This is a genomic window from uncultured Rhodospira sp., from assembly GCF_937138205.1.
Lineage (GTDB): Bacteria > Pseudomonadota > Alphaproteobacteria > Rhodospirillales > Rhodospirillaceae > Rhodospira.
In genome coordinates this window covers 20468-46097 of record NZ_CAKZOT010000040.1, presented here as the reverse complement: position 1 = coordinate 46097, position 25630 = coordinate 20468, and the positions used below count along the sequence as shown (strand labels likewise).

The 25630-nt window shown below is 66.7% G+C and carries 24 protein-coding genes; 16 read left to right on the top strand and 8 right to left on the bottom strand.

Annotated features, from left to right (window positions below):
• Positions 1 to 8: 8 nt before the first annotated feature.
• Positions 9 to 491 carry a GNAT family N-acetyltransferase gene (locus Q0309_RS04470; RefSeq protein ID WP_299437895.1) on the bottom strand — a complete coding sequence of 161 codons (483 nt, stop codon included), beginning with the start codon at positions 489 to 491 and terminating at the stop codon, positions 9 to 11.
• On the bottom strand, positions 488 to 1582 hold the full coding sequence (gene epmA, locus Q0309_RS04465; RefSeq protein ID WP_299437893.1) for an EF-P lysine aminoacylase EpmA: 1095 nt from the start codon (positions 1580 to 1582) through the stop codon (positions 488 to 490). Before epmA ends, Q0309_RS04470 begins: the two co-directional genes overlap by 4 nt.
• Before the next feature lie 101 nt (positions 1583 to 1683).
• Here epmA and efp point away from each other — a divergent pair, with 101 nt between their 5' ends.
• From efp to Q0309_RS04425, 8 genes are all read left to right on the top strand, one after another.
• Positions 1684 to 2250 carry an elongation factor P gene (gene efp / locus Q0309_RS04460; RefSeq protein WP_299437891.1) on the top strand — a complete coding sequence of 189 codons (567 nt, stop codon included), beginning with the start codon at positions 1684 to 1686 and terminating at the stop codon, positions 2248 to 2250.
• Between the two features lie 6 nt (positions 2251 to 2256).
• Complete coding sequence (locus Q0309_RS04455) at positions 2257 to 3057, top strand: inositol monophosphatase family protein (RefSeq protein WP_299437889.1); 801 nt, start codon at positions 2257 to 2259, stop codon at positions 3055 to 3057.
• Positions 3058 to 3162: 105 nt separating this feature from the next.
• A complete protein-coding gene (locus tag Q0309_RS04450; protein WP_299437887.1) occupies positions 3163 to 4284 on the top strand; it encodes an AAA family ATPase in 1122 nt (373 codons plus the stop codon).
• Positions 4284 to 4754, top strand: coding sequence for a hypothetical protein (locus Q0309_RS04445; protein ID WP_299437885.1), 471 nt, complete (start codon positions 4284 to 4286; stop codon positions 4752 to 4754). Before Q0309_RS04450 ends, Q0309_RS04445 begins: the two co-directional genes overlap by 1 nt.
• 164 nt (positions 4755 to 4918) lie before the next feature.
• Entirely contained in the window at positions 4919 to 9793 is a 4875-nt protein-coding gene (locus Q0309_RS04440; protein WP_299437883.1) for an NAD-glutamate dehydrogenase, read from the top strand.
• A 119-nt stretch (positions 9794 to 9912) separates the two neighbouring features.
• A complete protein-coding gene (dapD, locus tag Q0309_RS04435) occupies positions 9913 to 10755 on the top strand; it encodes a 2,3,4,5-tetrahydropyridine-2,6-dicarboxylate N-succinyltransferase (RefSeq protein ID WP_299437881.1) in 843 nt (280 codons plus the stop codon).
• Between the two features lie 37 nt (positions 10756 to 10792).
• Entirely contained in the window at positions 10793 to 11962 is a 1170-nt protein-coding gene (gene dapE, locus Q0309_RS04430; RefSeq protein ID WP_299437879.1) for a succinyl-diaminopimelate desuccinylase, read from the top strand.
• A gap of 9 nt (positions 11963 to 11971) precedes the next feature.
• Positions 11972 to 12556: a hypothetical protein gene (locus tag Q0309_RS04425; RefSeq protein ID WP_299437876.1), complete on the top strand. Its 585-nt coding sequence runs from the start codon at positions 11972 to 11974 to the stop codon at positions 12554 to 12556.
• Between the two features lie 57 nt (positions 12557 to 12613).
• Here the strand turns inward: Q0309_RS04425 and Q0309_RS04420 are convergent, their stop codons facing one another.
• Positions 12614 to 12961, bottom strand: coding sequence for a carboxymuconolactone decarboxylase family protein (locus Q0309_RS04420; protein WP_299437874.1), 348 nt, complete (start codon positions 12959 to 12961; stop codon positions 12614 to 12616).
• 236 nt (positions 12962 to 13197) lie between these two features.
• Here Q0309_RS04420 and Q0309_RS04415 point away from each other — a divergent pair, with 236 nt between their 5' ends.
• Positions 13198 to 14031, top strand: a complete 834-nt coding sequence (locus Q0309_RS04415) for a hypothetical protein (RefSeq protein ID WP_299437872.1) — start codon at positions 13198 to 13200, stop codon at positions 14029 to 14031.
• Between the two features lie 215 nt (positions 14032 to 14246).
• Here Q0309_RS04415 and Q0309_RS04410 read toward each other — a convergent pair whose 3' ends face one another.
• Positions 14247 to 14669: a c-type cytochrome gene (locus Q0309_RS04410; RefSeq protein WP_299437870.1), complete on the bottom strand. Its 423-nt coding sequence runs from the start codon at positions 14667 to 14669 to the stop codon at positions 14247 to 14249.
• Between the two features lie 502 nt (positions 14670 to 15171).
• On the opposite strand from Q0309_RS04410, the gene Q0309_RS04405 reads away from it, so the two are divergent.
• The 5 genes from Q0309_RS04405 (at position 15172) to Q0309_RS04385 (ending at position 20382) form a co-directional block, all read left to right on the top strand.
• A complete protein-coding gene (locus Q0309_RS04405; protein ID WP_299437868.1) occupies positions 15172 to 15732 on the top strand; it encodes a F0F1 ATP synthase subunit delta in 561 nt (186 codons plus the stop codon).
• A complete protein-coding gene (atpA, locus tag Q0309_RS04400; RefSeq protein WP_299437957.1) occupies positions 15732 to 17264 on the top strand; it encodes a F0F1 ATP synthase subunit alpha in 1533 nt (510 codons plus the stop codon). Before Q0309_RS04405 ends, atpA begins: the two co-directional genes overlap by 1 nt.
• A gap of 39 nt (positions 17265 to 17303) precedes the next feature.
• Complete coding sequence (locus Q0309_RS04395; protein ID WP_299437866.1) at positions 17304 to 18197, top strand: F0F1 ATP synthase subunit gamma; 894 nt, start codon at positions 17304 to 17306, stop codon at positions 18195 to 18197.
• Between the two features lie 104 nt (positions 18198 to 18301).
• Positions 18302 to 19735, top strand: coding sequence for a F0F1 ATP synthase subunit beta (gene atpD / locus Q0309_RS04390; RefSeq protein WP_299437864.1), 1434 nt, complete (start codon positions 18302 to 18304; stop codon positions 19733 to 19735).
• Between the two features lie 242 nt (positions 19736 to 19977).
• Positions 19978 to 20382 (top strand): F0F1 ATP synthase subunit epsilon, encoded by a 405-nt coding sequence (locus Q0309_RS04385; protein ID WP_299437862.1) that lies wholly within the window; start codon positions 19978 to 19980, stop codon positions 20380 to 20382.
• Positions 20383 to 20414: 32 nt separating this feature from the next.
• On the opposite strand, the gene Q0309_RS04380 is transcribed toward Q0309_RS04385, so the two are convergent.
• From Q0309_RS04380 to hslV, 3 genes are read right to left on the bottom strand one after another with little or no spacing between them, the layout of a single operon-like run.
• The gene (locus Q0309_RS04380; RefSeq protein ID WP_299437860.1) at positions 20415 to 20753 is read right to left on the bottom strand and encodes a YqcC family protein; all 339 of its coding nucleotides are present in this window, start codon (positions 20751 to 20753) and stop codon (positions 20415 to 20417) included.
• 22 nt (positions 20754 to 20775) lie between these two features.
• Complete coding sequence (gene hslU, locus Q0309_RS04375; protein WP_299437858.1) at positions 20776 to 22089, bottom strand: ATP-dependent protease ATPase subunit HslU; 1314 nt, start codon at positions 22087 to 22089, stop codon at positions 20776 to 20778.
• Positions 22090 to 22147: 58 nt separating this feature from the next.
• Positions 22148 to 22717 carry an ATP-dependent protease subunit HslV gene (hslV, locus tag Q0309_RS04370; RefSeq protein WP_299437856.1) on the bottom strand — a complete coding sequence of 190 codons (570 nt, stop codon included), beginning with the start codon at positions 22715 to 22717 and terminating at the stop codon, positions 22148 to 22150.
• 329 nt (positions 22718 to 23046) lie between these two features.
• On the opposite strand from hslV, the gene Q0309_RS04365 reads away from it, so the two are divergent.
• A complete protein-coding gene (locus Q0309_RS04365) occupies positions 23047 to 23946 on the top strand; it encodes a hypothetical protein (RefSeq protein WP_299437854.1) in 900 nt (299 codons plus the stop codon).
• A 4-nt stretch (positions 23947 to 23950) separates the two neighbouring features.
• Positions 23951 to 24454, top strand: a complete 504-nt coding sequence (locus tag Q0309_RS04360) for a hypothetical protein (protein WP_299437852.1) — start codon at positions 23951 to 23953, stop codon at positions 24452 to 24454.
• Positions 24455 to 24561: 107 nt separating this feature from the next.
• On the opposite strand, the gene fba is transcribed toward Q0309_RS04360, so the two are convergent.
• Positions 24562 to 25629, bottom strand: a complete 1068-nt coding sequence (gene fba / locus Q0309_RS04355; protein WP_299437850.1) for a class II fructose-bisphosphate aldolase — start codon at positions 25627 to 25629, stop codon at positions 24562 to 24564.
• Position 25630 lies beyond the last annotated feature (1 nt).

Here is a 25630-nt window from a genome sequence, read left to right as displayed (position 1 = left end):
AATCGACCCTAAAGCCACCGGACCATCACGTAGGCGTCCACGAAACCATGGGTCGGGTGGTCGAAGGCGCCGGGCAGGGTGCCGGCGATGGCGAACCCCAGGCGTTGCCACAGGGCGATGGCGCGGGCGTTGGTGCTGACCACGCAGTTGAACTGCATGGCCAGGAAGCCGCGCGCCTTGGCGTGGACCAGCGAGTGCTCGGCCATGGCGCGGGCGATGCCCCGGCCGGTGGCGTCGGCCCGCGTCATGTAGCCGCAGTTGGCGACGTGCGATCCGCCGCCCTGCTGGTTCGGCCGCATGTAGTAGGTCCCGAGGATGCCGTCGTCGGTCTCGGCGACGAAAGCTTCGTGCGCCGGGCCGCGCCAATAGGCCAGCGCCGCGTCCCGGGTCATGTCGCGGGGCAGGGCATAGGTCTCGCCCGCGCGGATCGTCGGACCGATGATGCGCCAGATCGCCTCGTCGTCCTCTGGTCGGGCGGGTCGGATGATCATGGCTTGTCCTTGGGTGAACGGGGCGGGGCGTCGGCCACCGGCGCCCACAGCACGTCCTCGATCCGCCGCGCGCCGGCGCACAGCATGACCAGCCGGTCGATCCCCAGGGCGATGCCGGCGCAGTCGGGCAGACCGTGCTCCAACGCGGCCAGAAAATCCTCGTCGATGGGGTAGCGTTCGCCGTACAGCCGCTCCTTCAGGTCCATGTCGGCCTCGAAGCGGGCGCGCTGCTCGGCGGCGTCGGTCAGTTCGCCGAACGCGTTGGCCAACTCCAAACCGCACACATAGACCTCGAAGCGTTCGGCAAGGCGTGGATCGGCGGCCTTGGGCCGCGACAGCGCGGCCATGCAGACGGGATAGTCAAAGAGGATACACGGCGTGCCGATCCCCAGGCGGGACTCCACGTACGCCAGGAAGATGCGAAAGAACACATCGTCGAAGCGGTCGCCCTTGCCCACCGTCAGCCCTAGCCGCCGTGCCTCCGCCACCAGGGGTCCTGGGTCGGGGTCCTTGGTTGGCTCTGGCGGCAGGCAGGCCATCAGGTCCACGCCGGCGTACTCGGCCAGGGCCTCGGCCACCGACAGGCGGCGCCACGGCCGCGTCGCGTCCGCCTGGTGGCCGCGCCAGCGTAGCGGCGCACCCCCGACCGCCCACTGGCAGGCGGCGACATAGGCCTCGGTCTCGTCCATCAGGTCGGTGTACGTCGCCCCCGCCCGGTACCACTCCAGCATGGTGAATTCGGGATGGTGCGTCGTCGAACGCTCGCCGTCCCGGTACACCCGCGCCATCTGGAAAATCCGCTCCAGCCCGCCGGCCAGCAGCTTCTTCATGGCGAACTCGGGCGACGTGTGCAGGGACAGCGGCAGCGGCGGGCGCCCGTCGGGCGGCGTCCATCGGGTGGCGAAGGCCTTCAGGTGCGGCTCCAGGCCCGGTGAGATTTGCAGCGCCGGGGTCTCCACCTCCAGATAGCCCTGCCCGGCGAAGAACGCCCGCGTCGCGCCCAGCACGGCGGCGCGCGCGGCCAGGGCCGGGCGCCGCTCGGCCACGGCGTCGGGGTGCCACCAGGGCCGGCCGGGACGCGGGTCAGTCATCGGAAATCCAGTGTTTTCAGTGGGGTGCGTGGTCGCCCCCAACCGGTTGCCTGGATCGGGGCAACCTGCTAGGGTCCGCCCGCATTCAAGGGAATGAACGCATGAAAATCAATGCCAACACCATCCGGCCGGGCATGGTCCTGGACCACCAGGGCCGCACGTGGTCCGTGCTCAAGATCCAGCTCATCCAGCCCGGCAAGGGCGGCGCCTTCATCCAGGTGGAGATGCGCGACATCCAGACCGGTAACAAGACCAACGAACGCTGGCGCACCGCCGACACGGTCGAGCGCCTGGACGTGCGCGAACGCGACTGCCAGTTCCTGTTCAAGGACGAGACCGGCTGCCACTTCATGGACGACGAGACCTTCGACCAGTTCCAGCTGCCGGAAGAGGCCATGGGCGAGCAGGCCCCGTTCCTGCAGGACGGCATGAAGGTTCAGGTCAGCTTCATCGAGGGCACCCCCATCTCGGTGCAACTGCCGCAGCAGGTCACCCTGGAGGTGGTCGAGGCCGACCCGGTGGTGAAGGGCCAGACGGCGGCCGCCTCCTATAAGCCCGGCATCCTGGAGAACGGCGTGCGCGTCATGATCCCGCCGTTCGTCGAGGCCGGCACCCGCATCGTCGTCAACACCGAGGACAGCACCTACGTCGAACGGGCGAAGGACTAGCTGCCGATGGCCTTCCGCTCGGCCAACATCAACGTCATGGTCGGCGCCGCGCAAAAGGCGGCGCGCGGCTTGGTGCGCGACTTCGGCGAGGTCGAGCAGCTTCAGGTCTCGGTCAAGGGGCCGAGCGACTTCGTCTCCACCGCCGATACGAAGGCCGAACGCACCATCAAGGCCGAGCTGAAGAAGGCGCGCCCCGACTACGGGTTCCTGATGGAGGAAAGTGCGCCGGAGGACGGCCGCGATCCACGTCACCGCTGGATCGTCGATCCCCTGGACGGCACCACCAACTTCCTGCACGGCATCCCGCACTTCGCCATCTCCATCGCCCTGGAGCGGGACCGCGAGATCATCGCCGGTGTGGTGCTCAACCCGATCACCGACGAGCTGTACTGGGCCGAAAAGGGCCAGGGCGCGTTCATGAACGACCGCCGGCTGCGTGTGGCGGCGCGGCGCGACGTGGGTATCTCGCTGTTCGCCACCGGCATCCCGTTCCGGGGCAAGCCCGGCCACGCGGCGTTCCTGGAACAGATGGGCCGTGTCATGGCCGTCTCCGCCGGCATCCGCCGCATGGGCGTGGCCTCGCTGGACCTCGCCTTCACCGCCGCCGGGCGTTTTGACGGCTTCTGGGAGAGCGACCTGCAGCCGTGGGACGTCGCCGCCGGGGTGATCCTGGTGCGCGAGGCGGGCGGCTTCGTCACCGAACTCGGTGGAGGCCCCGACCCGGTGCATTCGGGCACCATCCTGGCCGCCAACCAGACCCTGCACGCGGCGCTGAAGGACCTGGTGGCCACGCCGGCGGCGGCGTAATCCAACGAATCCAATTCGACCCACGACGGGCGGCCCCGACCGGCGACGTTGATAGAGCGCGCGCGGTCATGCCATGGTCGGTTCGACGAACAGGATTGGGCCGCCATGCTCCGCAGACTCTACGTCCACAATTACCGCTGCCTTGAAAACTTCGAGCTGAAGCTCGAGGACATGCATTCCGTGCTGCTTATTGGCCGGAACGGCTCTGGCAAGACGACGGTGGGGGCCGCCCTCGAAGTCTTGCAGATGATCGCCAGGGGGTCAAACCGGGTCGGCGGCCTTATCCGCCCGTCAGACCTGTCGATGGGCCGGTCACAGGTGCCCATGCGGTTTGAACTCGAGGTGGACTTGGAGGGCGCCGTCTTTTCCTACACGCTGGCCCTTGAGTTCCCGGAAGGATTTCGGGAGCTGCGCGTTCTTGAAGAATGGCTGACGGTCGACGGGACCGATGTGTTTTCGCGCGAGGCGGCGCGCGTCACCGTGGAGCGGCCGGGGTGGGACTCGTCGTCCAGTTTCGGGATCGACTGGCATCTGGTCGCCCTGCCCATCGTTCAGCTTCCCTCGCGGAACGATGAGGTCCGGCGGTTCTCGGAATGGCTTGCCAATGCCTTGATTTTGCAGCCAATCCCGCAAGGGATGAAGGGCGAGTCAGAGACGGAGACCCTCCAGCCTGATCGGCATGTGGAAAACCTGGGCGAGTGGATTTCCGGCGTGTTGGTCTCGGCTCCGTCCGTTTATGCCCGCATGGAGTCGTACCTGAAGCAAGTGATGCCCGATTTTCTGGCGATCAAGAATCCCACGGTCGGGGCGAGGGGCCGGGATCTGTCCGTTCAGTTTGGTGAAAAGAAAGACTTCGTTGAGCTTCCCTTTGAGCATCTCTCGGACGGCGAAAAATGCTTTCTGGTCTTCGCGCTGGCGATGGCGGCCAATGAAGAATACGGCCCGCTTCTGTGTTTTTGGGACGAGCCTGACAATTTCCTTGCGCCGTCAGAGGTCAGCCCCTCCATCATGATGCTGCGCAAGAGCTTTGAACGGAGCGGCGGCCAGCTTGTCGTGACGTCACATAATCCGGAGGCGATCCGTCGCTTTTCGGACGAAAACACGCTCGTGCTGTATCGAAACAGTCATCAGGAGCCGACACAAGCGCGGTCCGTGGCGGATATCCGGGCGGCGGGCGACGTTCACGGTGACCTTGTGGGGGCGCTGCTGCGAGGCGATGTCGCGTGATGGGCGTGAACAGACACCGGCCCCATATTCACATCCTTCCGGAAGACGACGCCAACCGGCAACTGGCGAACGGCTTCGAACTCAATCTTGATCTTTCGCAGATCCAGGTCCTGCCGGTGGCCGGCGGATGGACGCATGTCCGGGACGAATTCCTGGGTGTTCACGCAAGGGAGATGCGGCGGTTCCCTCACCGGTTCTTCGTTCTCATGATCGACAGCGACAAGGATGAAGGCCGGATCGCCAGCATCAGGGCGAGCATTCCCGAGGATGTCGCGGGGCGGGTGTTCATTCTCGGCGTGCTGTCGGAGCCGGAGGATCTGAAGCGCCAGGGGCTCGGGTCCTTCGAGGCCATCGGCCGGACACTGGCCGAGGACTTCAAGCAGGGCGTGCAGGGACTGTGGGCCCACGACCTAATGAAACACAATACTGCGGAGCTTTCGCTGTTGCGTCGCGTCTATTGCGTCGCCTGAGCCTCTGCGCGGGCACCATCCCGGCCCCGACCCGGACGCCGAAGCTGCCCCTCTCCCCCTCGAAACCCAAGCCTTAACGTGCGATATTGACACAACCGGGGTGCCGCTGGATCCCGGATCGGTGGAACGGGCCGATCGGTGGTCCGTTCGGAAGAGGATGTGTCATGCCCAAGAAACAGGCCGCCCGTAAGGCCGAACACCTGCGGCGCGTCCGCGCCCTGGTCTCCGAGCGGCTCGCCGCCGCCGACGGGACCGACGCCGCCCAGGCCACCCGCTTCGTAGACGCCTTTTTCGCGCACGTGCCGCCGGCCGACATCGTGCGCCACGACCCCGAGACGCTATATGGCATCGCCCTGTCGGCGCTCGCCTTCCTGCGCCACCGCCGTCCGGGCGAGGCACGGGTGCGTGTCTACAATCCGATCTACGAGCAGCACGGCTATCACATCGAGCACACGGTGCTGGAGATCGTCACCGACGACATGCCGTTCCTCGTGGACTCGGTCACCGCGGCCCTGACCACCCTGGGCATGGTCGTGCGGCTGGTGATTCATCCCGTGGTGTGGGTGCGGCGCACCGACCAAGGCGAGCTGACCGACCTGTGCGAGGGTGCGGCGGACGGCACGGCGCGGGACTCCCTGATCCATGTGCACCTGGCCGAGCAGACCGACCCGGCCGTGCTCGAAACGGTCGCCGAGACGGTGCGCTCGACCCTGGCCGAGGTGCGCGCGGCGGTCGAGGACTGGCCAGCCATGCGCGACCTCACCCGTGCCGCCGCCACGGCCCTGCGTGAGGAGACCGTGCCGGTGCCGGGCGACCGGGAAACCGTCGTCGAGGCGGCCCACTTCCTCGACTGGCTCAGCGACAATCATTTTACCTTCCTGGGCAGCCGCGACTACGTGCTTGCCGAGACCGAGACCGGCGTGCGCGCCGACCCGGAGCCGGGGCTGGGCATCCTGCGCGACGCAGAGGTGCGCGTCTTCGGGCAACTGCGCGACCTGGAGGTCCTGCCCGAGGATGTCCAGGCCTATGTGCGCGGGCCGGACCCGCTGCTGTTGACCAAGACCGCCGCGCGGGCGCGCGTCCACCGCGCCGCGCCCATGGACGCCGTGGTGGTCAAGCGCTTCGACGAGGCGCACCGGCTGACCGGCCTGACCCTGCTTGTCGGTCTGTTCACCGCCGACGTCTACACCAACTCGGCGGCCAGTATCCCTGTGGTGCGGCGGACGCTGGCCCGGGTGCTGGCGCGCAGCGGTTTCGATCCGCGCGGCCACGACGGCAAGCGGCTGCAGCATATCCTGGAGACCCTGCCGCGCGACGAGGTGATCCAGAGCGGCGAGGAGACGCTGCTGGACGTGGCGCTCGGCATTCTCGATCTTCAGGAACGGCAGCGCGCCGCCCTCTTCCTGCGCCACGACGACTTTCAGCGCTTCGTTTCGTGCCTGGTGTTCATTCCCCGCGACCGCTACGACACGGCCCTGCGGCTGAGCGTCCAGGAGATCCTGGAAACGCACCTGCAGGGGCGGGTCGAGACGTGGTCCACCCAGGTCGACGACTCGCCGCTGGCGCGCCTGCACGTCATCATCCGTACCACGCCGGGGGTTGTGCCCGGATCCGACACCGAAGAGATCGAGGCGCGCATCACCACCGCCACGCGGTCTTGGGCCGACCATCTGGCCGACGTGCTGGTGGCCGCCAAGGGCGAGGAGGTGGGGGTGCATCTGTTCCGCCGCCACGGCTCTGCCTTCCCGGCCAGCTACCGCGAGCGGCACACGCCCCAGGCCGCCGTCACCGACATCGTGCGCATCGAACAGGCCCTGGAGAGCGGCACGTTCGCGCTGAGCCTGTACCGGCCGCTGGAAAGCCCGGAGCGGGAGGTGCGATTCAAGGTCTACCAGCCCAGCGACGCCGTGCCGCTGTCGGACATGCTGCCGGTGCTGGAAAACATGGGCTTCCGCGTTTTGGGCGAAGTGCCGTTCGAACTGCGGCCCCGCCTGGATCCCACGGCCACCGGCTCGGACTCGTCGGCGCCGGTGTGGATTCACGACTTCGCCATGACCGCCGCCTCCGGCACGGTGGTGGACGTGGACCGGGCGCGCGCGCTCTTCGAGGAGGCCTTTCGCCGCGTCTGGTCCGGCGATCTGGAAAGCGACGGCTTCAACCGGCTGGTCATCGACGCCGGGCTGTCGTGGCGCCAGGTGACGGTGCTGCGCGCCTACGCGCGCTACCTGCGCCAGACGGCGTTCACTTTGAGCCAGAGCTACATCATGCAGGCGTTGGCCGGGCATCCCGCCATCACGGCGCGGCTGGTGGCCCTGTTCGAGGCGCGCTTTGATCCCGACGGCGGCGCCGGCGCGGACACCACCGAGGCCGACCTCGACGCGGCCATCCTGGAGGCGGTGGATCAGGTCACCAACCCCGACGAGGACCGCATCCTGCGGCGCTATCACGACCTCATCAAGGCGACCCTGCGGACCAACGCCTTCCAGACCACCGACGACGGCGCGCCCAAGGCGTGGCTGTCGCTGAAGATCGACAGCCGCGCCCTGGCCGACCTGCCGCTGCCGCGCCCGTGGGTCGAGGTGTTCGTCTATTCGCCGCGCGTCGAGGCCATCCACCTGCGCGGCGGCAAGGTCGCGCGCGGCGGCATCCGCTGGTCCGACCGGCGCGAGGATTTCCGCACCGAGGTGCTGGGCCTGATGAAGGCGCAGATGGTCAAGAACGCGGTGATCGTGCCGGTCGGCTCCAAGGGCGGGTTCGTGGTCAAGCGCCCACCGCCGCCCGGCGCCGGCCGCGAGGCCATCCAGGCCGAGGGCATTGCCTGCTACAGCGCCTTCATGCGCGGGCTGCTCGACCTGACCGACACCCTCAAGGGGACCGAGGTCATCCCGCCGCCACGCGTGCGCCGGCGCGACGGCGACGACCCGTACCTGGTGGTCGCCGCCGACAAGGGCACGGCCACGTTCTCCGACATCGCCAACGGGATTTCCGAGGCGTACGGGTTCTGGCTGCGCGATGCCTTCGCCTCGGGCGGGTCCAACGGCTATGACCACAAGGCCATGGGCATCACCGCGCGGGGCGCCTGGGAGGCGGTCAAGCGCCACTTCCGCGAGATGGGGCACGACACCCAGACGCAGGATGTCACGGTGATCGGTGTCGGCGACATGTCCGGCGATGTGTTCGGCAACGGGATGCTGTTGTCCCGACACATCCGCCTGATCGGTGCCTTCAACCACCTGCACATCTTCGTCGATCCCGACCCCGACCCGGCCGCCTCGTGGGACGAGCGCAAGCGGCTGTTCGACCTGCCGCGTTCGACCTGGGCCGACTATGACCCGGCGGTGCTGTCCGAGGGCGGCCAAGTGTACGACCGTCGCGCCAAGACCGTGCGCCTGACCCCGCGGATCAAGGCCATGCTGGGCCTGCGCCAGGACGTGGTCACGCCCACCGAACTGGTCCGCGCCCTGTTGCGCGGGCAGGCCGATCTCCTGTGGTTCGGCGGCATCGGCACCTACGTCAAGGCCAGCCGGGAAAGCCACGCCGACGTGGGCGACCGGGCCAACGACGCCATCCGCGTCGACGCCGACGACCTGCGCGTCAAGGTGATCGGCGAGGGCGCCAACCTGGGCGTCACCCAGCGCGCGCGAATCGAATACGCGCAGCGTGGCGGGCGTCTCAACACCGACGCCATCGACAATTCGGCCGGCGTCGACTGCTCCGACCACGAGGTCAACATCAAGATCCTGCTCGACGGCATCGTCGAGGCCGGCGATCTGACCGACAAGCAGCGCACCCAGCTTCTGCGCGAGATGACCGACGACGTGGCGGCGCTGGTGCTGCGCGACAACTACCTGCAGACCCAGGCCATCTCGTTGATGGAGCGGGACTCGGCGGCCATGCTCGACGCGCAGCACCGTTTGATGCGCACGCTGGAACGGCTCGGCCGGCTGGACCGCGCGGTCGAGTTCCTGCCCGGCGACGACGAGATCGCCGAGCGCCTCGCCGCCGGGCGCGGCCTGACCCGGCCGGAACTGGCGGTGCTGATCCCCTACGGCAAGCTGTGGGTGTTCGACGAGGTGATGGACTCCGACCTGCCAGAGGATCCGATGCTGACCGAGTCCATGCGCCTGTACTTCCCCTCGGCTGTGCAGACCCGGTTCCGCGACCAGATCGGCGGGCACCGGTTGCGGCGCGAGATCATCGCCACCTACATCGCCAATTCGATGATCAACCGGGTCGGCGCCGCCTTCATCGTCGACATGATGGAAAAGACGGGGATGCGCCCCGTCGACATCGCCCGCGCCTACATGGCGGTGCGCGAGGTGTACGGCCTGCGGGCCATCTGGAGCCAGATCGAGGCGCTGGACGGCCAGGTCGGCGCCGACGTGCAACTGGACCTGCTGCACCTGGTCAACCAGTTGGTCGGGCGTCAGACGCAATGGATGCTGCGCCACGGCACTTGGCCGCTGGATGTCTCGGCCACGGTGACCGAACTGGCCCCGGCGGTGCAGGAACTGTCCGCGAACCTGGACGCGTGGGCCACCGCCGAAACGCTGGAGACGGCCCGCGCCCGCATCGCCGTGTGGCAGGAGGCCGGCGTCCCGGCGCCCCTGGCCGCCGGGGTGGCCTGCCTGCCGGTCATGGGCGCGTCGGGAGACATCGTGCGCATCAGCGCCGCGCACGGGGTGCCGATGGACACGGCGGCGCGTCTGTATTTCGCCGTCGGCACGCGGCTGGGCCTTGGCTGGCTGCGCCGCACGGCGGAGCGCCGCGAGGCCGGCAGCCACTGGACCAAGCTGGCCGTCGCGGCCCTGGAAGAGGAGTTCTACAGCCACCAGCGTCAGATCACCGAGCGGGTGATCGAACACGGCCGCGATCTGGACGATCCCGACGCCGCCATCGCCGCCTGGGTGGAGACCAACCCCATCACCGTCGAGCGCGCCGCCCAGGTGCTGGGCGAGTTGCGCGGGACCTCGGGGGCCGTCGACCTGGCCATGCTGACCGTCGCCGGCCGCCAGTTCCGCGCGCTGGCGGGGGTGTGAGCCGGCCCAACCGGAGAACGGGACCGTCCGGTTGACTTGATCGCCGCGGCGGGTATGGTCAGCGCGGGTTTCGGCCCGCCCGTGGTCGTCTTGTTTTCACCGAAGGACTCCGCACCGCCATGACCCTGGAAGCCCTGGAACGGACCATCGACGAGGCCTGGGAGTCCCGCGATGTCGTCACCGCCACCACCACCGGGCCGGTGCGCGACGCGGTTGATGCGGCGCTGCATGGGCTGGACGCAGGCGTCTATCGCGTAGCCGAGAAGGCCGGCGGCGCCTGGCGGGTCAACCAGTGGCTCAAGAAGGCGGTGCTGCTCAGCTTCCGCCTCAACGACATGACGCCCATTTCCGGCGCGGTCGGCGGGTCGACGTGGTGGGACAAGGTGCCGTCGAAGTTTGACGGCTGGGACGCCGCCCAGTTCAAGGCCGCCGGCTTCCGCGCCGTGCCGCCCTGCGCCGTGCGCCGCTCGGCCTACATCGCGCCCGGCGTGGTGCTGATGCCGTCGTTCGTCAATCTCGGCGCTTACGTGGACTCGGGCACCATGGTCGACACCTGGGCCACGGTCGGGTCCTGCGCCCAGATCGGCAAGAACGTGCACCTGTCGGGCGGCGTGGGCATCGGCGGCGTGCTGGAGCCCCTGCAGGCCAACCCGGTCATCATCGAGGACAACGTGTTCATCGGCGCCCGTTCCGAGGTGGTCGAGGGCGTCATCGTCGAGGAGGGCGCGGTGCTTTCCATGGGCGTGTTCATCGGGGCCTCGACCAAGATCATCGACCGGACCACCGGCGAGGTGTTCCGGGGCCGCGTGCCCGCCTATGCCGTCGTGGTGCCGGGGGCCATGCCGGGCGCGCCGTTGCCGGATGGATCGCCGGGGCCGGCGCTGGCCTGTGCCGTCATCGTCAAGCGCGTGGACGAACAGACGCGCGCCAAGGTCTCGATCAACGAACTGCTGCGTGACTGATCCCGCCACCCCCCTTTCGGAAGGGCCCGCGCCCGTCGTGGACTGGACGGCGGAGGCGCTGACGGACCCCTTGCCGCTGGCCCGCGCCCTGATCCATCGGCGTAGCGTCACGCCGGCAGACGACGGCGCGCTCGACGTGCTGCAAGGGGCGCTGCGGGCGCTGGGCTTCCGCTGCCGGCGGATGCCGTTCTCGCGGCCGGGCACGCCGGACGTGGACAACCTCTATGCCCGCCGGGGCGAGGCCGGGCCGCACCTGTGCTTCGCCGGGCATACCGACGTCGTGCCGGCGGGGCACGGCTGGACCCGCGATCCCTTCGCCGCCGAGGTCGAGGACGGCGTGTTGTACGGGCGTGGCGCCAACGACATGAAGGGCGGGATCGCCGCCTTTGTCGCCGCCTGCGCCCGGCTTCAGGCCGCCGGCGAAACCGGTCCGGAGTCCATCAGCCTGATGATCACCGGCGACGAGGAAGGACCGGCGCTCAACGGCACGGTGCGTATGGTCGAGACCCTGGCCGCCGAGGGCGAGGCCATCGACGACTGCATCGTCGGCGAGCCGGTCAACCCCGACCACATGGGCGAGATGATCAAGGTCGGCCGACGCGGCAGCCTCAACGCCATCCTGACGGTCCACGGGACGCAGGGCCATTCGGCGTATCCCGAACGGGCGGACAACCCGATCCCGCGCCTGTTGGACATGCTGGCCGCCCTGACCGAGCGGTCGCTGGACGAGGGGTCGGCACAGTTCCAGCCGTCGACACTGACGCTGACCAGCATCGATGTGGGCAATCCCGCATCCAATGTGATCCCCGGCCGGGCGCAGGCGCGGTTCAATATCCGCTTCAACGACCGCCACAGCGGGGCGAGCCTGACCCGCCATCTTCAGGATGTGTGCGAGGCGGTACAGGCCGGGCGCCCCGGCCGTTTCGACCTGGAGGTCGAGGTCTCGGGCGAGAGTTTTCTGACGCCCCCCGGCCGGCTGGCGGCGCTGTTGCAGGACGCGGCCGAAGAGGTCACCGGGCGCCGGCCGGCGCTGTCCACCTCGGGCGGCACGTCGGACGCGCGGTTCATCAAGGACATCGCCGCCGTGGCCGAGTTCGGGCTGGTCGGGCGCACCATCCATCAGGCCGACGAACAGGTCGCCCTGGCCGATCTGGAGGCGTTGACGGAGATCTACCGTCGCGTCCTCGTCGGCTACGGTCGCGGGTGAGGACACGCCATGCCGCCCTTGAGCATCGCCGAACTCGCCGCCGCCCTGCATGGCCTGGCCCGGCTGATTCGCCTGGATCGGGAGGGGTTCGAGTACTTCGACGCCAGCCCGCTTGGGCTGCTGAAGTCGTTCTGGGTGGCGGTGGCCCTGCTGCCGCTGTATGGGCTGCACATCATCATGGACCTGACCCTGCTCGACATCGGGCAGGTGGTGCATCCGCTGCGCTACATCTCGGTCGAATTGATCGCCTACGTCATCGACTGGGTGGCGTTTCCGGTGCTGTTGCTGTCGATGGCGCCGATGCTCGGCGTGGCGCCGATGCTGTTCCGGTTCCTGGTGCCGTTCAACTGGATCCAGTTGCCGCTGGGCCTGGTGGTGCTGCCGCTGGGGCTGCTGGCGCGTCTGAACGTTCTGGCGGCGGGTCTGGGCGATTTCATCGGACTGCTGGTGATCGGCGGATCGCTGGTGATCACCACCCTGTTGGCACGGTACGGCCTGCTGGTCGGCTGGGGGCCGGCCATCGGCATCACCGTGCTGGGCTTCACCCTCAGCCTGTTCATCAACGCCATCGCCTTCGTCATGACGACGGGGTGACGCGGGGCCGGCGGAGTCGGCCCGCGACGGCGGGCCGCCCTCCGCCATCGCACGAAATTACGCGGCGGCCTTGAACTGGTCGTAGGCCTTCAGGGCCTCGACCCCGTACACTGTGGCCGGGCCGCCGCCCATGAGCTGGGCCACGCCGATGGTCTCGACCACCTCGCCGCGCGTCGCGCCGGCCTCGATGCACAGCTTGACGTGATGCGCGATGCAGCCGTCGCAGCGCACCGTGATGGCGATGGCCAGCGCGATCAGCTCCTTCATCTTGACGGACAGTTCGCCGTCCTTGCCGGCGGTGGCGCCCATCAGGCCCTTGAAGGCGGCCATGGTCTCGGGTTCGGCCTTGGCCAGGGTGCCCATGCCGGCGGCCAGGTCTTCTCCGACCTGCACGAAATTCGTCATCGTCGGTGTCTCCATTCGCGGGATCTTGGGGTGGGAAAGCGAGGACGGTGCGCCCGGCCGGCCGGGCCGGCGGACCGCGCCATACCTATTCATTTTGTAGGGAAGAAAAAGGGGCCGACGGACCCAGATCGATACCGCATGGGGCTGTTCTCACACCGCCGCCATTGTCCAAGATTTCGCGCCTCGTGATCCCCTTACATGCCATATTCTTTAGGGCGAAGCTGGGCGGGAGTGACATGGGCCAGGACCTCCTCGACGAAATCGAACAGTTGGTGTTCGCCATCCGTGACTTCCACGCGCAAAATGGGCGGGCCATCGCGCGGCGCATCAAGAAGTCATCGAAGGCCCGCGCGCGTCTGGACGAACTGCGGGCGTTCTTCGACCCGATCCCGGAGGACTACGCCGCCCTCTACACCGTGTTCGACGGCGTCCCGCAACCGAATACCATGTCGCAGTGGAAGAGCGCCATCTTCCTCGGCCATCATTGGGACCCCATCGACTGGGTCATCCGTGGCCTCAAGATCATCCGCATTGAGAAGCAGCGCCATGCCTTCGACAGGCTTCTCGCCTTCCGGGGAGACGCGACCCGAGACGCCGTCAGCTTCGATGTGTTTCCCCACTGGAGCGAGAACGGCCAAGCGCCTGTCGTCGCCAACCTTGGGAGCCTCTCCCCGCGCCTGTTCATCGCCTTCGACAGCGTGCTGGCCATGCTGCGCTCAATCGTCGCGGCGCAGGAGGCCGGCGTCATCCGATTCCGTGCCCAGCACGACGAGAACGGGCACGAGGGTGAGACACTCTATGATCCTGGCGCCCTTTGGGACGTGATCGCGCCGCTCAATCCCAGGGCCGACTACTGGACCACGCTTCGGGAAGGGCCTATCGACTGGCAATGCGACCCCATTGAGGACGAGCCAGCGGGTGGGGTCGTTCCCCTCGACCCGGAGGTCCGCCGGCTGATCTGGGGCGATCCCGAGGCGTACTGGGCCAAGGCCGAGGAAGAGATGCGCCGGGCCGGCATGACCGAGGACCAGATCCGCGCCGCTCGCGAACCGCCACCTGAAGGGTCATGACGCCCCCGCTTGAACGTCGCCACCGCCTACAGCATGGAGGGTCGGGCGGTCGTGGCCGCTTCGCTCGTTGGTCGGGGCCTCGTCTCCCAGACTGACCCGACCTTGTCCTGTCACCGCCCGACTCCGCTCGGTCTTCGCACACGAAAACCGCCGCCCCAGGGACCAGGGCGGCGGCTTCGACGGGGGTGCCCGCCGTGGTTGGCGGGCCGTCCCTCTTACTTCAGCGTGCCAAGGTACGCGGCCACGTCCGGGGCCGCGTTCGGCGGCAGGCTGACGACCATGGCGCTGCGGTTGCCGTTGCCGTACTCGTCCTGGAACGCGGTCACGTTGGCGATGTACTCGGCGAGCTTTTCCTCGGTCCAGGACTCGATGCCGTTGTCCGCGAAGTGGATCGCGGCGCTGCCGTTCGGGTTGCGGGCTTCGTAGTCATAGCCCTCGATGGTGCCGGGCGTCTTGCCGACGATCCCCCACAGGTTCGGGCCGACCATGTGCTTGCCGCCCTCGTCGAAGGTATGGCAGGCCTTGCAGACGCGATTGGCCCACTTTTCGCCGTTTTCCACGTCGGCGGCGGAGGCGGCAGTGGCGCCCACGCCCATGGTCAGGGCGATACCGGTGGCCGCGATCAAGGTCCTCAGCATTGGAGAGTCTCCTCTGTGTTCTTCCAAGAAACCAGTTGAATGAGGGTTCAACGAACCGCAAGAGCCCGCGTGGTCGAACCCGCCCGGCGTCCAGCAGTTCCCCGGCGCTGGCGCCGGCTGTCCTCGCCGCGCGGCGGAACAGGACACCGAACTTCATACTGGATCCGACTCCCCGGCTCAATCGGGTTTGCAGTCTCGTGTCAGGCTCGTGTCGGGTCCATGGCGTCGGGCGTTGGCTCACAGGATCAGCGTGGCGCCCCTTTATGGCCGGTTTGTGACCCCGCGCGGGTGGTGTCGGGGCACGCAACGCCCGTGCGCGGCCGGCGGAACGCGGTTGGAACGGCTCGGCGGCCACTTGCAAACCGCGAAAGGAGTGTGCTAAGGAACCCCCGTCTTCGGCGGCACCCCCTCCGAAGGCCAGTTTTCATGTTTAAATTCAGTGCCCTGCCGGATTCGTCGGGCGGCGGCGGCGGTCAGCACGAAACATCGGGACAGCGCGACAGTGGCATCGGAATCGACACGGGTATCCGGCCTCGCCGTTCGTTATGCGACGGCGCTCTATGATCTGGCCGACGAGTCCAGGGCCGTCGACGCGGTGGCCGCCGACCTCAAGGCCCTGCGGGACATGCTGGCGGACAGCGACGACCTGCGCCGCGTCATCGCCAGCCCGCTGGTGTCGCGTGCCGACCAGGAAAAGGCCATCCTGGCCCTGGCCGAGCGCATCGAGGCGGCGCCGGTCACGCGCAACTTCCTGGGACTGGTGGCGCGCAAGGGCCGCCTGTTCGCCCTGCCGGGCATGATCCTCGCCTTCCAGCGCCATCTGGCGCGGCGGCGCGGCGAGATGACGGCCGAGGTCGTCACCGCCCGCCCGCTGAGCAGCCAGCAGAGCGCCAACCTCGCCGCTCGCCTGAAGCAGGTGGTCGGCAACGAGGTGACCATTGAATCGCGGGTCGATCCCGATCTGTTGGGCGGCATGGTCGTCCGCCTGGGGTCGCGCATGGTTGACAGTTCCCTGCGCTCCCGCCTGCAACGCTTGAGTCTCTCCATGAAAGGGGTTGGATGATGGAAATCCGCGCGGCGGAAATCTCCGCGATCCTGAAGGAACAGATCGCCAACTTCGGCGCCGAGGCGGATGCCGCCGAGATCGGTACCGTGCTGTCGGTCGGCGACGGGATCGCCCGCATCCATGGCCTCGACAACATCCAGGCCGGTGAGATGGTCGAGTTCCCCGGGGGCGTCATGGGCATGGCCCTGAACCTGGAGGACGACAACGTCGGCGCCGTGATCTTCGGCAATGACACCGGCATCCGCGAGGGCGACACCGTCAAGCGCACCCAGGCCATCGTCGACGTGCCGGTGGGCGCCGGCCTGCTGGGCCGCGTGGTGGACGCGCTGGGCAACCCCATTGACGGCCTCGGCCCAGTCAAGGACGTCGAGCGCCGCCGCGCCGACGTCAAGGCGCCGGGCATCATCCCGCGCAAGTCGGTGCACGAGCCGGTGCAGACCGGCATCAAGGCCATCGACGCCCTGATCCCCATCGGTCGCGGCCAGCGCGAGCTGATCATCGGCGACCGCCAGACCGGCAAGACCGCCATCATCCTGGACACGATCCTCAACCAGAAGGACGTGAACGCCAAGGCGAAGGATGAGAGCGAGAAGCTCTACTGCATCTACGTGGCCGTGGGCCAGAAGCGCTCGACCGTCGCCCAGGTGGTCAAGACCCTGGCCGACCGGGGCGCGCTCGACTACACCATCGTCGTCGCCGCCACCGCGTCGGAGCCGGCGCCGCTGCAGTATCTGGCGCCCTACACCGGCTGCGCCATGGGCGAATGGTTCCGCGACAACGGCAAGCACTGCGTCATTTTCTATGACGACCTGTCGAAGCAGGCCGTGGCCTATCGCCAGATGTCGCTGTTGCTGCGCCGGCCGCCGGGCCGCGAGGCCTTCCCGGGCGACGTGTTCTTCCTGCACTCGCGCCTGCTGGAGCGGGCGGCGAAGATGAACGACGACCACGGCGGCGGCTCGCTGACCGCGCTGCCGGTCATCGAGACGCAGGCCAACGACGTCTCCGCCTACATTCCGACCAACGTCATCTCCATCACCGACGGCCAGATCTTCCTGGAGACGGACCTGTTCTTCAAGGGCATCCGCCCGGCGGTGAACGTCGGCCTGTCGGTCTCGCGTGTCGGCTCGTCGGCGCAGGTCAAGGCGATGAAGAAGGTCGCCGGCTCCATCAAGCTGGAACTGGCGCAGTACCGCGAGATGGCCTCCTTCGCCCAGTTCGCCTCTGACCTCGACCCGGCGACGCAGAAACTGCTGAACCGTGGCGAACGCCTGACGGAGCTGCTGAAGCAGGGCCAGTACTCGCCGTTCCCGGTCGAGGAGCAGGTGGTGTCCATCTACGCCGGCACCAAGGGCTACCTGGACGCCGTCAAGACGAGCGAGGTGACCCGCTTCGAGCACGACATGCTGAGCGAAATGCGCTCCTCGGCGTCGGACATCCTGGACTCGATCCGCACCGAAAAGGTGCTGTCCGAGGACACCGAGAAAAAGCTGGTCGCGTTCCTGGAGCGCTTCGCCCGGACCTTCGCCTGAGTGTGACCGCTTCCTCCAGGACGAAAGGCACCGCGTTTCATGCCCAGCTTGAAGGACCTCCGCAGCCGGATCTCCTCGGTCAAGTCGACCAAGAAGATCACCTCGGCCATGAAGATGGTCGCCGCCTCGCGCCTGCGGAAGGCGCAGGAGGCGGCCGAATCGAGCCGCCCGTTCGCCGAGCGCATGGACCGGATGCTCGGCACCCTGGCCGGCAGCGTGGCCGGCCTGCCCGGCGCGCCCAAATTGCTGGCCGGGACCGGTTCGACACAACGCCACCTGATCGTCGTCGTCTCCTCGAACCGGGGCCTGTGCGGCGGCTTGAACTCGAACATCGCACGCAACGCGCGCGCCCTGATCCGCGAGTTGCAGGCCGACGGCAAGGACGTGCGGATCCTGTGCGTCGGCCGCAAGGTGCGCGACATCCTCAAGCGCGATCATCACAAGCTGATCGTTGATACGTTCGAGGACTGGGGCCGGCGCACCGTCACCTACGCCGAGGCCGAGCCGGTGGCCCAGCGCGTGCTGGACATGTTCGAGGGCGATGAGTTCGACGTCTGCACGGTGATCTACAACCGATTCCGGTCGGCCATCAGCCAGATCCCGACTCGCCAGCAGCTCATTCCGTTCCCGGTACCCGAAAGCGCCAACGACAACGAGGCGGGCGACGGCGAGGCCAAGGCGATCTACGAGTTCGAACCCTCCGAGGAAGAGATCCTGGCCGATCTGCTGCCGCTCAACGTCAAGACCCAGATCTTCCGGGCCATGACCGAGAACTACGCCTCCGAGCAGGGGGCGCGCATGACGGCCATGGACAACGCCACCCGCAACGCGGGCGAGATGATCGACGACCTGACGCTGCAGTACAACCGCACCCGCCAGGCGATGATCACCAAGGAACTGATCGAAATCATCTCCGGCGCCGAGGCGCTGTAGACGCGGCCATCCAGGCCGCTCGCGCCTCGACCCGGGCACCCAGACGCATACGACCGTAACCGAAACCGCCAAGCAACGGACCAGCCAAGCAGGAGCACATGGACATGGCGACCCCGAGCACGAATACCGTCGGCACGATCACCCAGGTGCTGGGCGCCGTCGTGGACGTCCGGTTCGAGGGCGAGCTGCCGCCCATCCTGTCGTCGCTGGAGGTGGACAACCACGGCCGGCGGCTGGTGCTGGAGGTGGCGCAGCACCTCGGCCAGTCCACCGTGCGGACCATCGGCATGGACAGCACCGACGGCCTGGTGCGCGGCCAGGAGGTGCGGGCCACCGGCGAGCCCATCAGTATGCCGGTCGGGCCGGAAACCCTGGGCCGTATCCTGAACGTGATCGGCGAGCCCATCGACGAGCGCGGCCCGGTGCAGACCAAGATGACCAGCCCGATCCACAAGGCGGCGCCGGAATTCGTGGACCAGTCCACCGAGACGGAAATCCTGGAGACCGGGATCAAGGTGGTGGACCTGCTGGCGCCCTACACCAAGGGCGGCAAGGTCGGCCTGTTCGGCGGCGCCGGCGTGGGCAAGACCGTGCTGATCATGGAGCTGATCAACAACATCGCCAAGGGGCACGGCGGTTACTCGGTGTTCGCCGGCGTGGGTGAGCGGACCCGCGAGGGCAACGACCTCTATCACGAGATGATCGAGTCGGGCGTGATCGACCTGGAGGGCACCAACTCCAAGGCCGCCCTGGTCTACGGCCAGATGAACGAGCCGCCGGGTGCGCGCGCCCGTGTCGGCCTGTCCGGCCTGACCCTGGCCGAGTACTTCCGTGACGAGGAAGGCCAGGACGTGCTGTTCTTCGTCGACAACATCTTCCGCTTCACCCAGGCGGGCTCGGAAGTGTCGGCGCTGCTGGGCCGCATCCCGTCGGCGGTGGGCTATCAGCCGACCCTGGCCACCGACATGGGCAACCTGCAGGAGCGCATCACGTCGACCAAGAAGGGCTCGATCACCTCGGTGCAGGCCATCTACGTGCCCGCCGACGACCTGACCGACCCGGCGCCGGCCACCTCGTTCGCCCACCTGGACGCCACCACGGTGCTCAACCGCTCGATCGCCGAGCTGGGCATCTACCCGGCCGTGGACCCGCTGGACTCGACCTCGCGCGCGCTCGACGCCAACGTCGTCGGCCAGGAGCACTACAGCGTGGCGCGTGAGGTGCAGCGTGTTCTGCAGACCTACAAGTCGCTGCAGGACATCATCGCCATCCTGGGCATGGACGAACTGTCGGAAGAGGACAAGCTGGTCGTCGCCCGCGCCCGCAAGATCCAGCGCTTCCTGTCGCAGCCGTTCTTCGTCGCCGAGGTGTTCACCGGCTCGCCGGGCAAGTACGTCAAGCTGGAAGACACCATCAAGGGCTTCAAGGGCCTGGTCGAGGGTGAGTACGATCACATGCCCGAGCAGGCGTTCTACATGCGCGGCACCATGGACGAGGCCATCGAGGCGGCCAAGAAAATGGCGTCAGAGGCGGCGTAACCGGACGGGGCAAACAGGACCCGTCATCGCGAGGCGCGAAGCGGCGAGGCAATCCAGGGCACCGGGCGTTTTGCTTCGCCCTGGATTGCGTCACTCTCAACGGTGACGGCTCGCAATGACGGAGCATATGGGGCGATGCCTTGCCCCATCCCAGGCGTGGTGAAAAGACCCGGGACGGCGGTGGTCCTGCCATGGACGCAGGCCGGTCTACGGGGCGGAGATCCTCAGGAGTGATGCAGGCGATGGCGGAAACGACGGAATTCGAACTGGTCTCGCCGGACCGGCTGCTGATCTCGGAGCCGGTGGAGATGGTGGTCGTGCCCGGCGTCGAGGGCGACTTCGGCGTGCTGCCCCGCCACGCGCCGATGCTCTCGACCGTGCGGCCGGGGGTGATCGACATCCACGAAGGCGGCAAGGTGAGGACGCGCCTGTTCGTCGCCGGCGGTTTCGCCGAGGTGACCGAGGAGCGCTGCACCGTTCTGGCCGAGGAAGCGTTCGACCTCGAGGGCGTGTCGGGTGAAAAGGCCCGCGAGCGGCTGCAGTCCGCCCGCGACGACCTAGCCGAGGCCGACGACGAGTTCGCCAAGGGCCGCGCCGCCAAGGCCGTGGGCGTGGCCGAGGCCCTGGTGGCCGCCGTCGGGGGCTGATCTCCGGCCTGTTGAACGGGACGCGGCCAGTGTTATCGGCGCCGCCGCGCCGCCGCCTCGACCATGCGGTCAAAATCGTGCAGCAGTTCGACCAGCCGCAACGCCTCCGGCACGATGCTGTGGTAGTCGTACTGGCGTTGCGCCATCACACCGACCTGGCTGCGCGAGGGCAGGGTGTCGGACTCGGCCGCCCGCCGGGCGTTGGGCAGGAAGACGCCCTGCAGCCACGCCTCGAACCCCGTCTCCGGATCAAGCGGCCCCGTGGCCGGTGGGTCGGGCAGCCGCTCCAGCCACAGGCCGGCGCGATTCATCTCCGCCTCGATCTCGTCCAGGCGCGCCAGGATGGCGGCCCGCTGCGCTTCGGTCGCCATCCCCTGACGCGGTCCCCGACCGTCAGAGAATGAACTTCGACAGGTCGGACGACTTGGCCAGCGGGTTGACGCGCTCGCGCACCATCTCGGCGTTGACGACGATGGTCTCGCCGCCGCGGTCCGAGGCGGTGAACGAGATCTCCTCCAACAGCCGTTCCAGCACCGTGTGCAGGCGCCGCGCGCCGATGTTCTCGACCGACGTGTTGATCTCGGCCGCCAGATCGGCGATGGCCAGGATGGCGTCGTCCTCGAACTCCAGCGTCACGCCCTCGGTGCCCATCAGCGCCTTGTACTGCTTGATCAGGCTGGCCTCGGGCTCGGTCAGGATTCGCACGAAGTCGTCGCGCCCCAGGGCCGACAGCTCCACCCGGATCGGCAGGCGGCCCTGCAACTCCGGCAGCAAGTCCGACGGCTTGGCCAGGTGGAACGCGCCGGAGGCCACGAACAGGATGTGATCGGTGCGCACCAATCCGTGCTTGGTGGTCACCGTCGTGCCCTCGATCAGCGGCAGCAGGTCGCGCTGCACGCCTTCGCGCGAGACGTCGGCGCCGCCGCGCGTGTCGCTGCGGGCGGTGATCTTGTCCAGCTCGTCCAGGAAGACGATCCCGTTGTCCTCGACGGCGGCGATGGCCTCCTTCACCACCTGGTCCTCGTCGAGCAGGTTGTCGGCCTCCTCGCGCACCAGAACCTCGTAGCTGGCCTCGACCGTCATGCGCTTGCGGGTGGTGCGGCCGCCGAAGGCCTTGCCGAACAGATCACCCAGGTTGAGCATCCCGGCCTGGGTGCCCTGCATCCCGGGGATGTCCATCATGGGCATGGACATACCGGCATTGTCGCGCACCTCGATGTCGACTTCCTTGTCGGCCAGCCGGCCCTCGCGCAGCATCTTGCGGAAGTTCTGGCGCGTGCTGTCCTTGGCGGTATTGCCCACCAGGGCATCGAGGACCCGGTCCTCGGCGGCAAGCTCCGCCTTGGCGTGGACGCGCTTGCGCATCCGCTCGCGGGTTTCGGTGATGGCCACCTCGACCAGGTCACGCACGATGCTTTCGACGTCGCGGCCGACATAGCCGACCTCAGTGAACTTGGTGGCCTCGACCTTGAGGAACGGGGCCTCGGCCAGGCGGGCAAGGCGGCGGGCGATCTCGGTCTTGCCGACGCCGGTGGGGCCGATCATCAGGATGTTCTTGGGCAGCACCTCCTCGCGCAAGCCCTCGGGCAACTGCTGGCGGCGCCAGCGGTTGCGCAGGGCGATGGCGACGGCGCGCTTGGCCTCCCCCTGGCCGATGATGAAGCGGTCCAGTTCGGAGACGATTTCGCGGGGGCTGAAGGCAGGCATGACGAGGTCCGGAGACGTTGGGCGGGGCGGGTGAAACGCGGCGGAATGATGGCGAGGGTCAGGTCTCGCCGCCCAGGGTTTCCACGATGACGCTGTGGTTGGTGTAGACGCAGATGTCGGCGGCGATGGTCATGGCCTTGCGGGCGATGGCCTCGGCGTCCATGTCGTCGCGGTCGGCCAGGGCGCGGGCGGCGGCCAGGGCATAAGAGCCGCCGGAGCCGATGCCGATCAGGCCGTCCTCGGGCTCCAGCACGTCGCCGTTGCCGGTGAGCACCAACGAGACGTCCTTGTCCACCACCGCCATCATGGCTTCCAGCCGGCGCAGGTAGCGGTCGGTGCGCCAGTCCTTGGCCATCTCGACGCAGGCGCGGGTGAGCTGGCCGGGGTGCTTCTCAAGTTGGCCCTCCAGCCGCTCCAGCAGGGCGAAGGCATCGGCGGTGGCGCCGGCGAAGCCCGCCAGCACCTTGCCGTCCGACAGGGGGCGGACCTTGCGGGCGTTGGATTTCATCACCGTCTGGCCGAACGACACCTGCCCGTCGCCGGCGATCACCACCCGCCCGTTCTTGCGCACCGACAGGATGGTGGTGCCGTGCCACTGGATCGGGTCATGGGCGGGAGCGGGCGTCATCGGCGGAAACCTCCGGGCGGGCGGGAAAGCGTGGGAGAAGGCCCTACATGGGGCGCCGACTCGCAACGGGTCAAGGGTGGAATGCCGACACTCCACCGCGACGACGAAAAGAGGTCGCGTCGTCGCGTGCCAGGGCGCAAGCTAGAAATACGCCGAGAAGCCTGTCTTTGCGAGGAGCGAAGCGACGAAGCAATCCAGAGCGGATGAAACCGCTCGTCCGACCAGCTCGGCACAATCCCCCCAAGACGGTCGCATCGGTCGTGTTCACGGCGCATTGACCGTTTGGCGAGTTCCGCAGTATACTCTCCCGAAACACTATGGAGGGATGAATGCGAAAGACCGCCCATTATCGCCGTGTAGTTTGGTTTTCAAACCAAAGATCAGACCTTTCAGAGGTGATTAAAGACTGTTTCAGTGGCGTCCCGAGGGCGGAGTGCCCGGTTTTTGAATACGGTGATGACTTTGATGTTGTTGTCGCGCGTCGGTCAATGAAGCGGACATCGTGCTTTCTGCATTTGGTCGTCTTCGAAAAGGGAGCCCCTGCGGCGGTAATCCCTGCCGCAACTGGTGTTGAGGCCCTTGATGCCGATGTGACGGACCCGCCAAAAGGCATGGAGTTTATTCAGTCACAGCTTTTCGTTGTTATTCGCGCGAATGATGTTGTATGGACCGGCCATAACACTACGTTAAGGGACGGCACAGTAAATGCGTTGTTGATCAACATGATTGAACATTTTGACCGCGATGACTGCGATTTCAAACTGGAAGCAATACTTGATAGGGATGCGTTCGAAAAGGTCTTTCAGGCTGGCGTCGCTGAAATAGACCTGAACGTAGGAGATTTTCGCCCTGTGTTAGAATCATTGTTGAGTTCGAATGGGGATCCTGGAGTAGGGTTTCTTAAGTCGTTGATTACCAAGCGGCTGAGCCCAAATCAAGTTGCGGCAGCATCAGATGTAGCTGGCCGAATGATGCTAAGGGCGGGTCGGAATTGGGATAAACCACAAGTAAAATCGTTATTGTCGACCATGGCATCTAGCGTTCTACGAAATCATGAGGATGAATTTGTTATCGTCACAAAAAGCGGACTACGGGTGACGAGAAGCAAGATGACGCTGCACAAGGATTACAAAGTTGCAGGGGACAAGAGGATTCTGAACCCCTCGGACTGCGAAGATAAGTTGCGGGACACTCTGGACACCTTTGATCAGACTGGGCTTTTGGAGTGAAAACATGTGGCAATTTGACAAAAAAAGAATCGTGTTCATTTCTTTTGCGCTTGTCATATCCATCTGGTCCGGATACTATCTTGGTGACTCTATTAGAGAATCAGAGGCGCCAGCAGCGTATATTGGGCTGACTTTCTCAGTTCTGGCAGCTTCCCTCTTCGCAGTTGTTTCAATAATCGGCGATCCTGGTATGTTGTTGCCAGGAAACTGGCGCGTTGCCTGGGAGAGCGCGAAGCAAATACAGGGGGACCTTCAGAGATTCAATGCTCTTTTTTTGTTGTATATTGTGATACTGGGTCTTTTGGTGTTTTCAGAGATTGTAGAGGCAAAAGAATGGTCTCATTTGTACTTTGTGCATAATATCTTTGCAGGCATGTCGACGTTTGGATTTATAGTCTCTCTAGCGCTGCCGGGTGAGCTGGCAAGAATTCAGAGAGAGCGACTTGATCAAGAAATTCGATCGCGTCGACAAGGGATAAAGAAAAACGGCTCCAACGACACGCCGTAGCGCGTGCCCTTGCCGGACGGGGGTGTTCTCCGGTCCGGAACCGTTTCGTGATGAGGGACAAGACCGGTTCCGGGCGGGAGGTCTCCTCCCGCCCGGTCGGATCGGTGTTATGCCTTCACCTTCGGGTCCAGCGCGCCGGAGGCATAGCGCTTGGCCATCTCGGCCAGCGGGATCGGCTTGATCTTGTGCGCCTGGCCGGCGGTGCCGAAGGCCTCGTAGCGGTCCTCGCAGATCTTCTGCATGGCTTCCATGGAGGGCTTCAGGTACTTGCGCGGGTCGAACTCGGCCTTCTTCTCGGCCAGCACCTTGCGGATGGCGGCGGTGATGGCCATGCGGCAGTCGGTGTCGATGTTGACCTTGCGCACGCCGTTCTTGATGCCCTCGACGATCTCGGACACCGGCACGCCGTAGGTCTCGGGCATCTCGCCGCCGTACGCGTTGATCATCTCCTGCAGGTCACGCGGCACCGACGAGGAGCCGTGCATCACCAGGTGGGTGTCCGGCAGGCGCTTGTTGATGGCCTTGATGACGTTCATGGCCAGGATGTCGCCGGTCGGCTCGCGCGTGAACTTGTAGGCGCCGTGGCTGGTGCCGATGGCCACGGCCAGCGCGTCCACCTTGGTCTTGGCGACGAAGTCGGCGGCTTCGTCCGGGTCGGTCAGCAGCATGGAGTGGTCCAGCTCGCCCTCGAAGCCGTGGCCGTCCTCCTTGTCGCCCTTGCCGGTCTCCAGCGAGCCCAGGCAGCCCAGTTCGCCCTCGACCGACACACCGATCATGTGCGCGGCCTCGGCCACCTTGCCGGTGACCGCGCAATTGTAGTCGTACGACGCCGGGGTCTTGGCGTCCTCCTCCAGCGAGCCGTCCATCATCACCGAGGAAAAGCCGTTCGCCATGGCCGACAGGCAGGTGGACATGGCGTTGCCGTGGTCCTGGTGCATGACGACCGGGATGTCCGGGTACATCTCGGTGACGGCCTGGATCATGTGCTTGATCATGACGTCGCCGGCGTAGGAGCGGGCGCCACGGCTGGCCTGCAGAATGACCGGCGAATCGGTCTTCTGCGCCGCGTTCATGATCGACAGCACCTGTTCCATGTTGTTAACGTTAAAGGCCGGCACGCCATAGCTGTGTTCGGCGGCGTGATCGAGGACTTGCCGCAGGGAGACCAGGGCCATG

Excerpts from the sequence above, each read along its gene's own strand:
- Q0309_RS04470 (WP_299437895.1), bottom strand. The coding sequence starts at position 491 with ATGATCATCCGACCCGCCCGACCAGAGGACGACGAGGCGATCTGGCGC.
- epmA (WP_299437893.1), bottom strand. The coding sequence starts at position 1,582 with ATGACTGACCCGCGTCCCGGCCGGCCCTGGTGGCACCCCGACGCCGTG.
- efp (WP_299437891.1), top strand. The coding sequence starts at position 1,684 with ATGAAAATCAATGCCAACACCATCCGGCCGGGCATGGTCCTGGACCAC.
- Q0309_RS04455 (WP_299437889.1), top strand. The coding sequence starts at position 2,257 with ATGGCCTTCCGCTCGGCCAACATCAACGTCATGGTCGGCGCCGCGCAA.
- Q0309_RS04450 (WP_299437887.1), top strand. The coding sequence starts at position 3,163 with ATGCTCCGCAGACTCTACGTCCACAATTACCGCTGCCTTGAAAACTTC.
- Q0309_RS04445 (WP_299437885.1), top strand. The coding sequence starts at position 4,284 with ATGGGCGTGAACAGACACCGGCCCCATATTCACATCCTTCCGGAAGAC.
- Q0309_RS04440 (WP_299437883.1), top strand. The coding sequence starts at position 4,919 with ATGCCCAAGAAACAGGCCGCCCGTAAGGCCGAACACCTGCGGCGCGTC.
- dapD (WP_299437881.1), top strand. The coding sequence starts at position 9,913 with ATGACCCTGGAAGCCCTGGAACGGACCATCGACGAGGCCTGGGAGTCC.
- Q0309_RS04425 (WP_299437876.1), top strand. The coding sequence starts at position 11,972 with ATGCCGCCCTTGAGCATCGCCGAACTCGCCGCCGCCCTGCATGGCCTG.
- Q0309_RS04420 (WP_299437874.1), bottom strand. The coding sequence starts at position 12,961 with ATGACGAATTTCGTGCAGGTCGGAGAAGACCTGGCCGCCGGCATGGGC.
- Q0309_RS04415 (WP_299437872.1), top strand. The coding sequence starts at position 13,198 with ATGGGCCAGGACCTCCTCGACGAAATCGAACAGTTGGTGTTCGCCATC.
- Q0309_RS04410 (WP_299437870.1), bottom strand. The coding sequence starts at position 14,669 with ATGCTGAGGACCTTGATCGCGGCCACCGGTATCGCCCTGACCATGGGC.
- atpA (WP_299437957.1), top strand. The coding sequence starts at position 15,732 with ATGGAAATCCGCGCGGCGGAAATCTCCGCGATCCTGAAGGAACAGATC.
- Q0309_RS04395 (WP_299437866.1), top strand. The coding sequence starts at position 17,304 with ATGCCCAGCTTGAAGGACCTCCGCAGCCGGATCTCCTCGGTCAAGTCG.
- atpD (WP_299437864.1), top strand. The coding sequence starts at position 18,302 with ATGGCGACCCCGAGCACGAATACCGTCGGCACGATCACCCAGGTGCTG.
- Q0309_RS04385 (WP_299437862.1), top strand. The coding sequence starts at position 19,978 with ATGGCGGAAACGACGGAATTCGAACTGGTCTCGCCGGACCGGCTGCTG.
- Q0309_RS04380 (WP_299437860.1), bottom strand. The coding sequence starts at position 20,753 with ATGGCGACCGAAGCGCAGCGGGCCGCCATCCTGGCGCGCCTGGACGAG.
- hslU (WP_299437858.1), bottom strand. The coding sequence starts at position 22,089 with ATGCCTGCCTTCAGCCCCCGCGAAATCGTCTCCGAACTGGACCGCTTC.
- hslV (WP_299437856.1), bottom strand. The coding sequence starts at position 22,717 with ATGACGCCCGCTCCCGCCCATGACCCGATCCAGTGGCACGGCACCACC.
- Q0309_RS04365 (WP_299437854.1), top strand. The coding sequence starts at position 23,047 with ATGCGAAAGACCGCCCATTATCGCCGTGTAGTTTGGTTTTCAAACCAA.
- Q0309_RS04360 (WP_299437852.1), top strand. The coding sequence starts at position 23,951 with ATGTGGCAATTTGACAAAAAAAGAATCGTGTTCATTTCTTTTGCGCTT.
- fba (WP_299437850.1), bottom strand. The coding sequence starts at position 25,629 with ATGGCCCTGGTCTCCCTGCGGCAAGTCCTCGATCACGCCGCCGAACAC.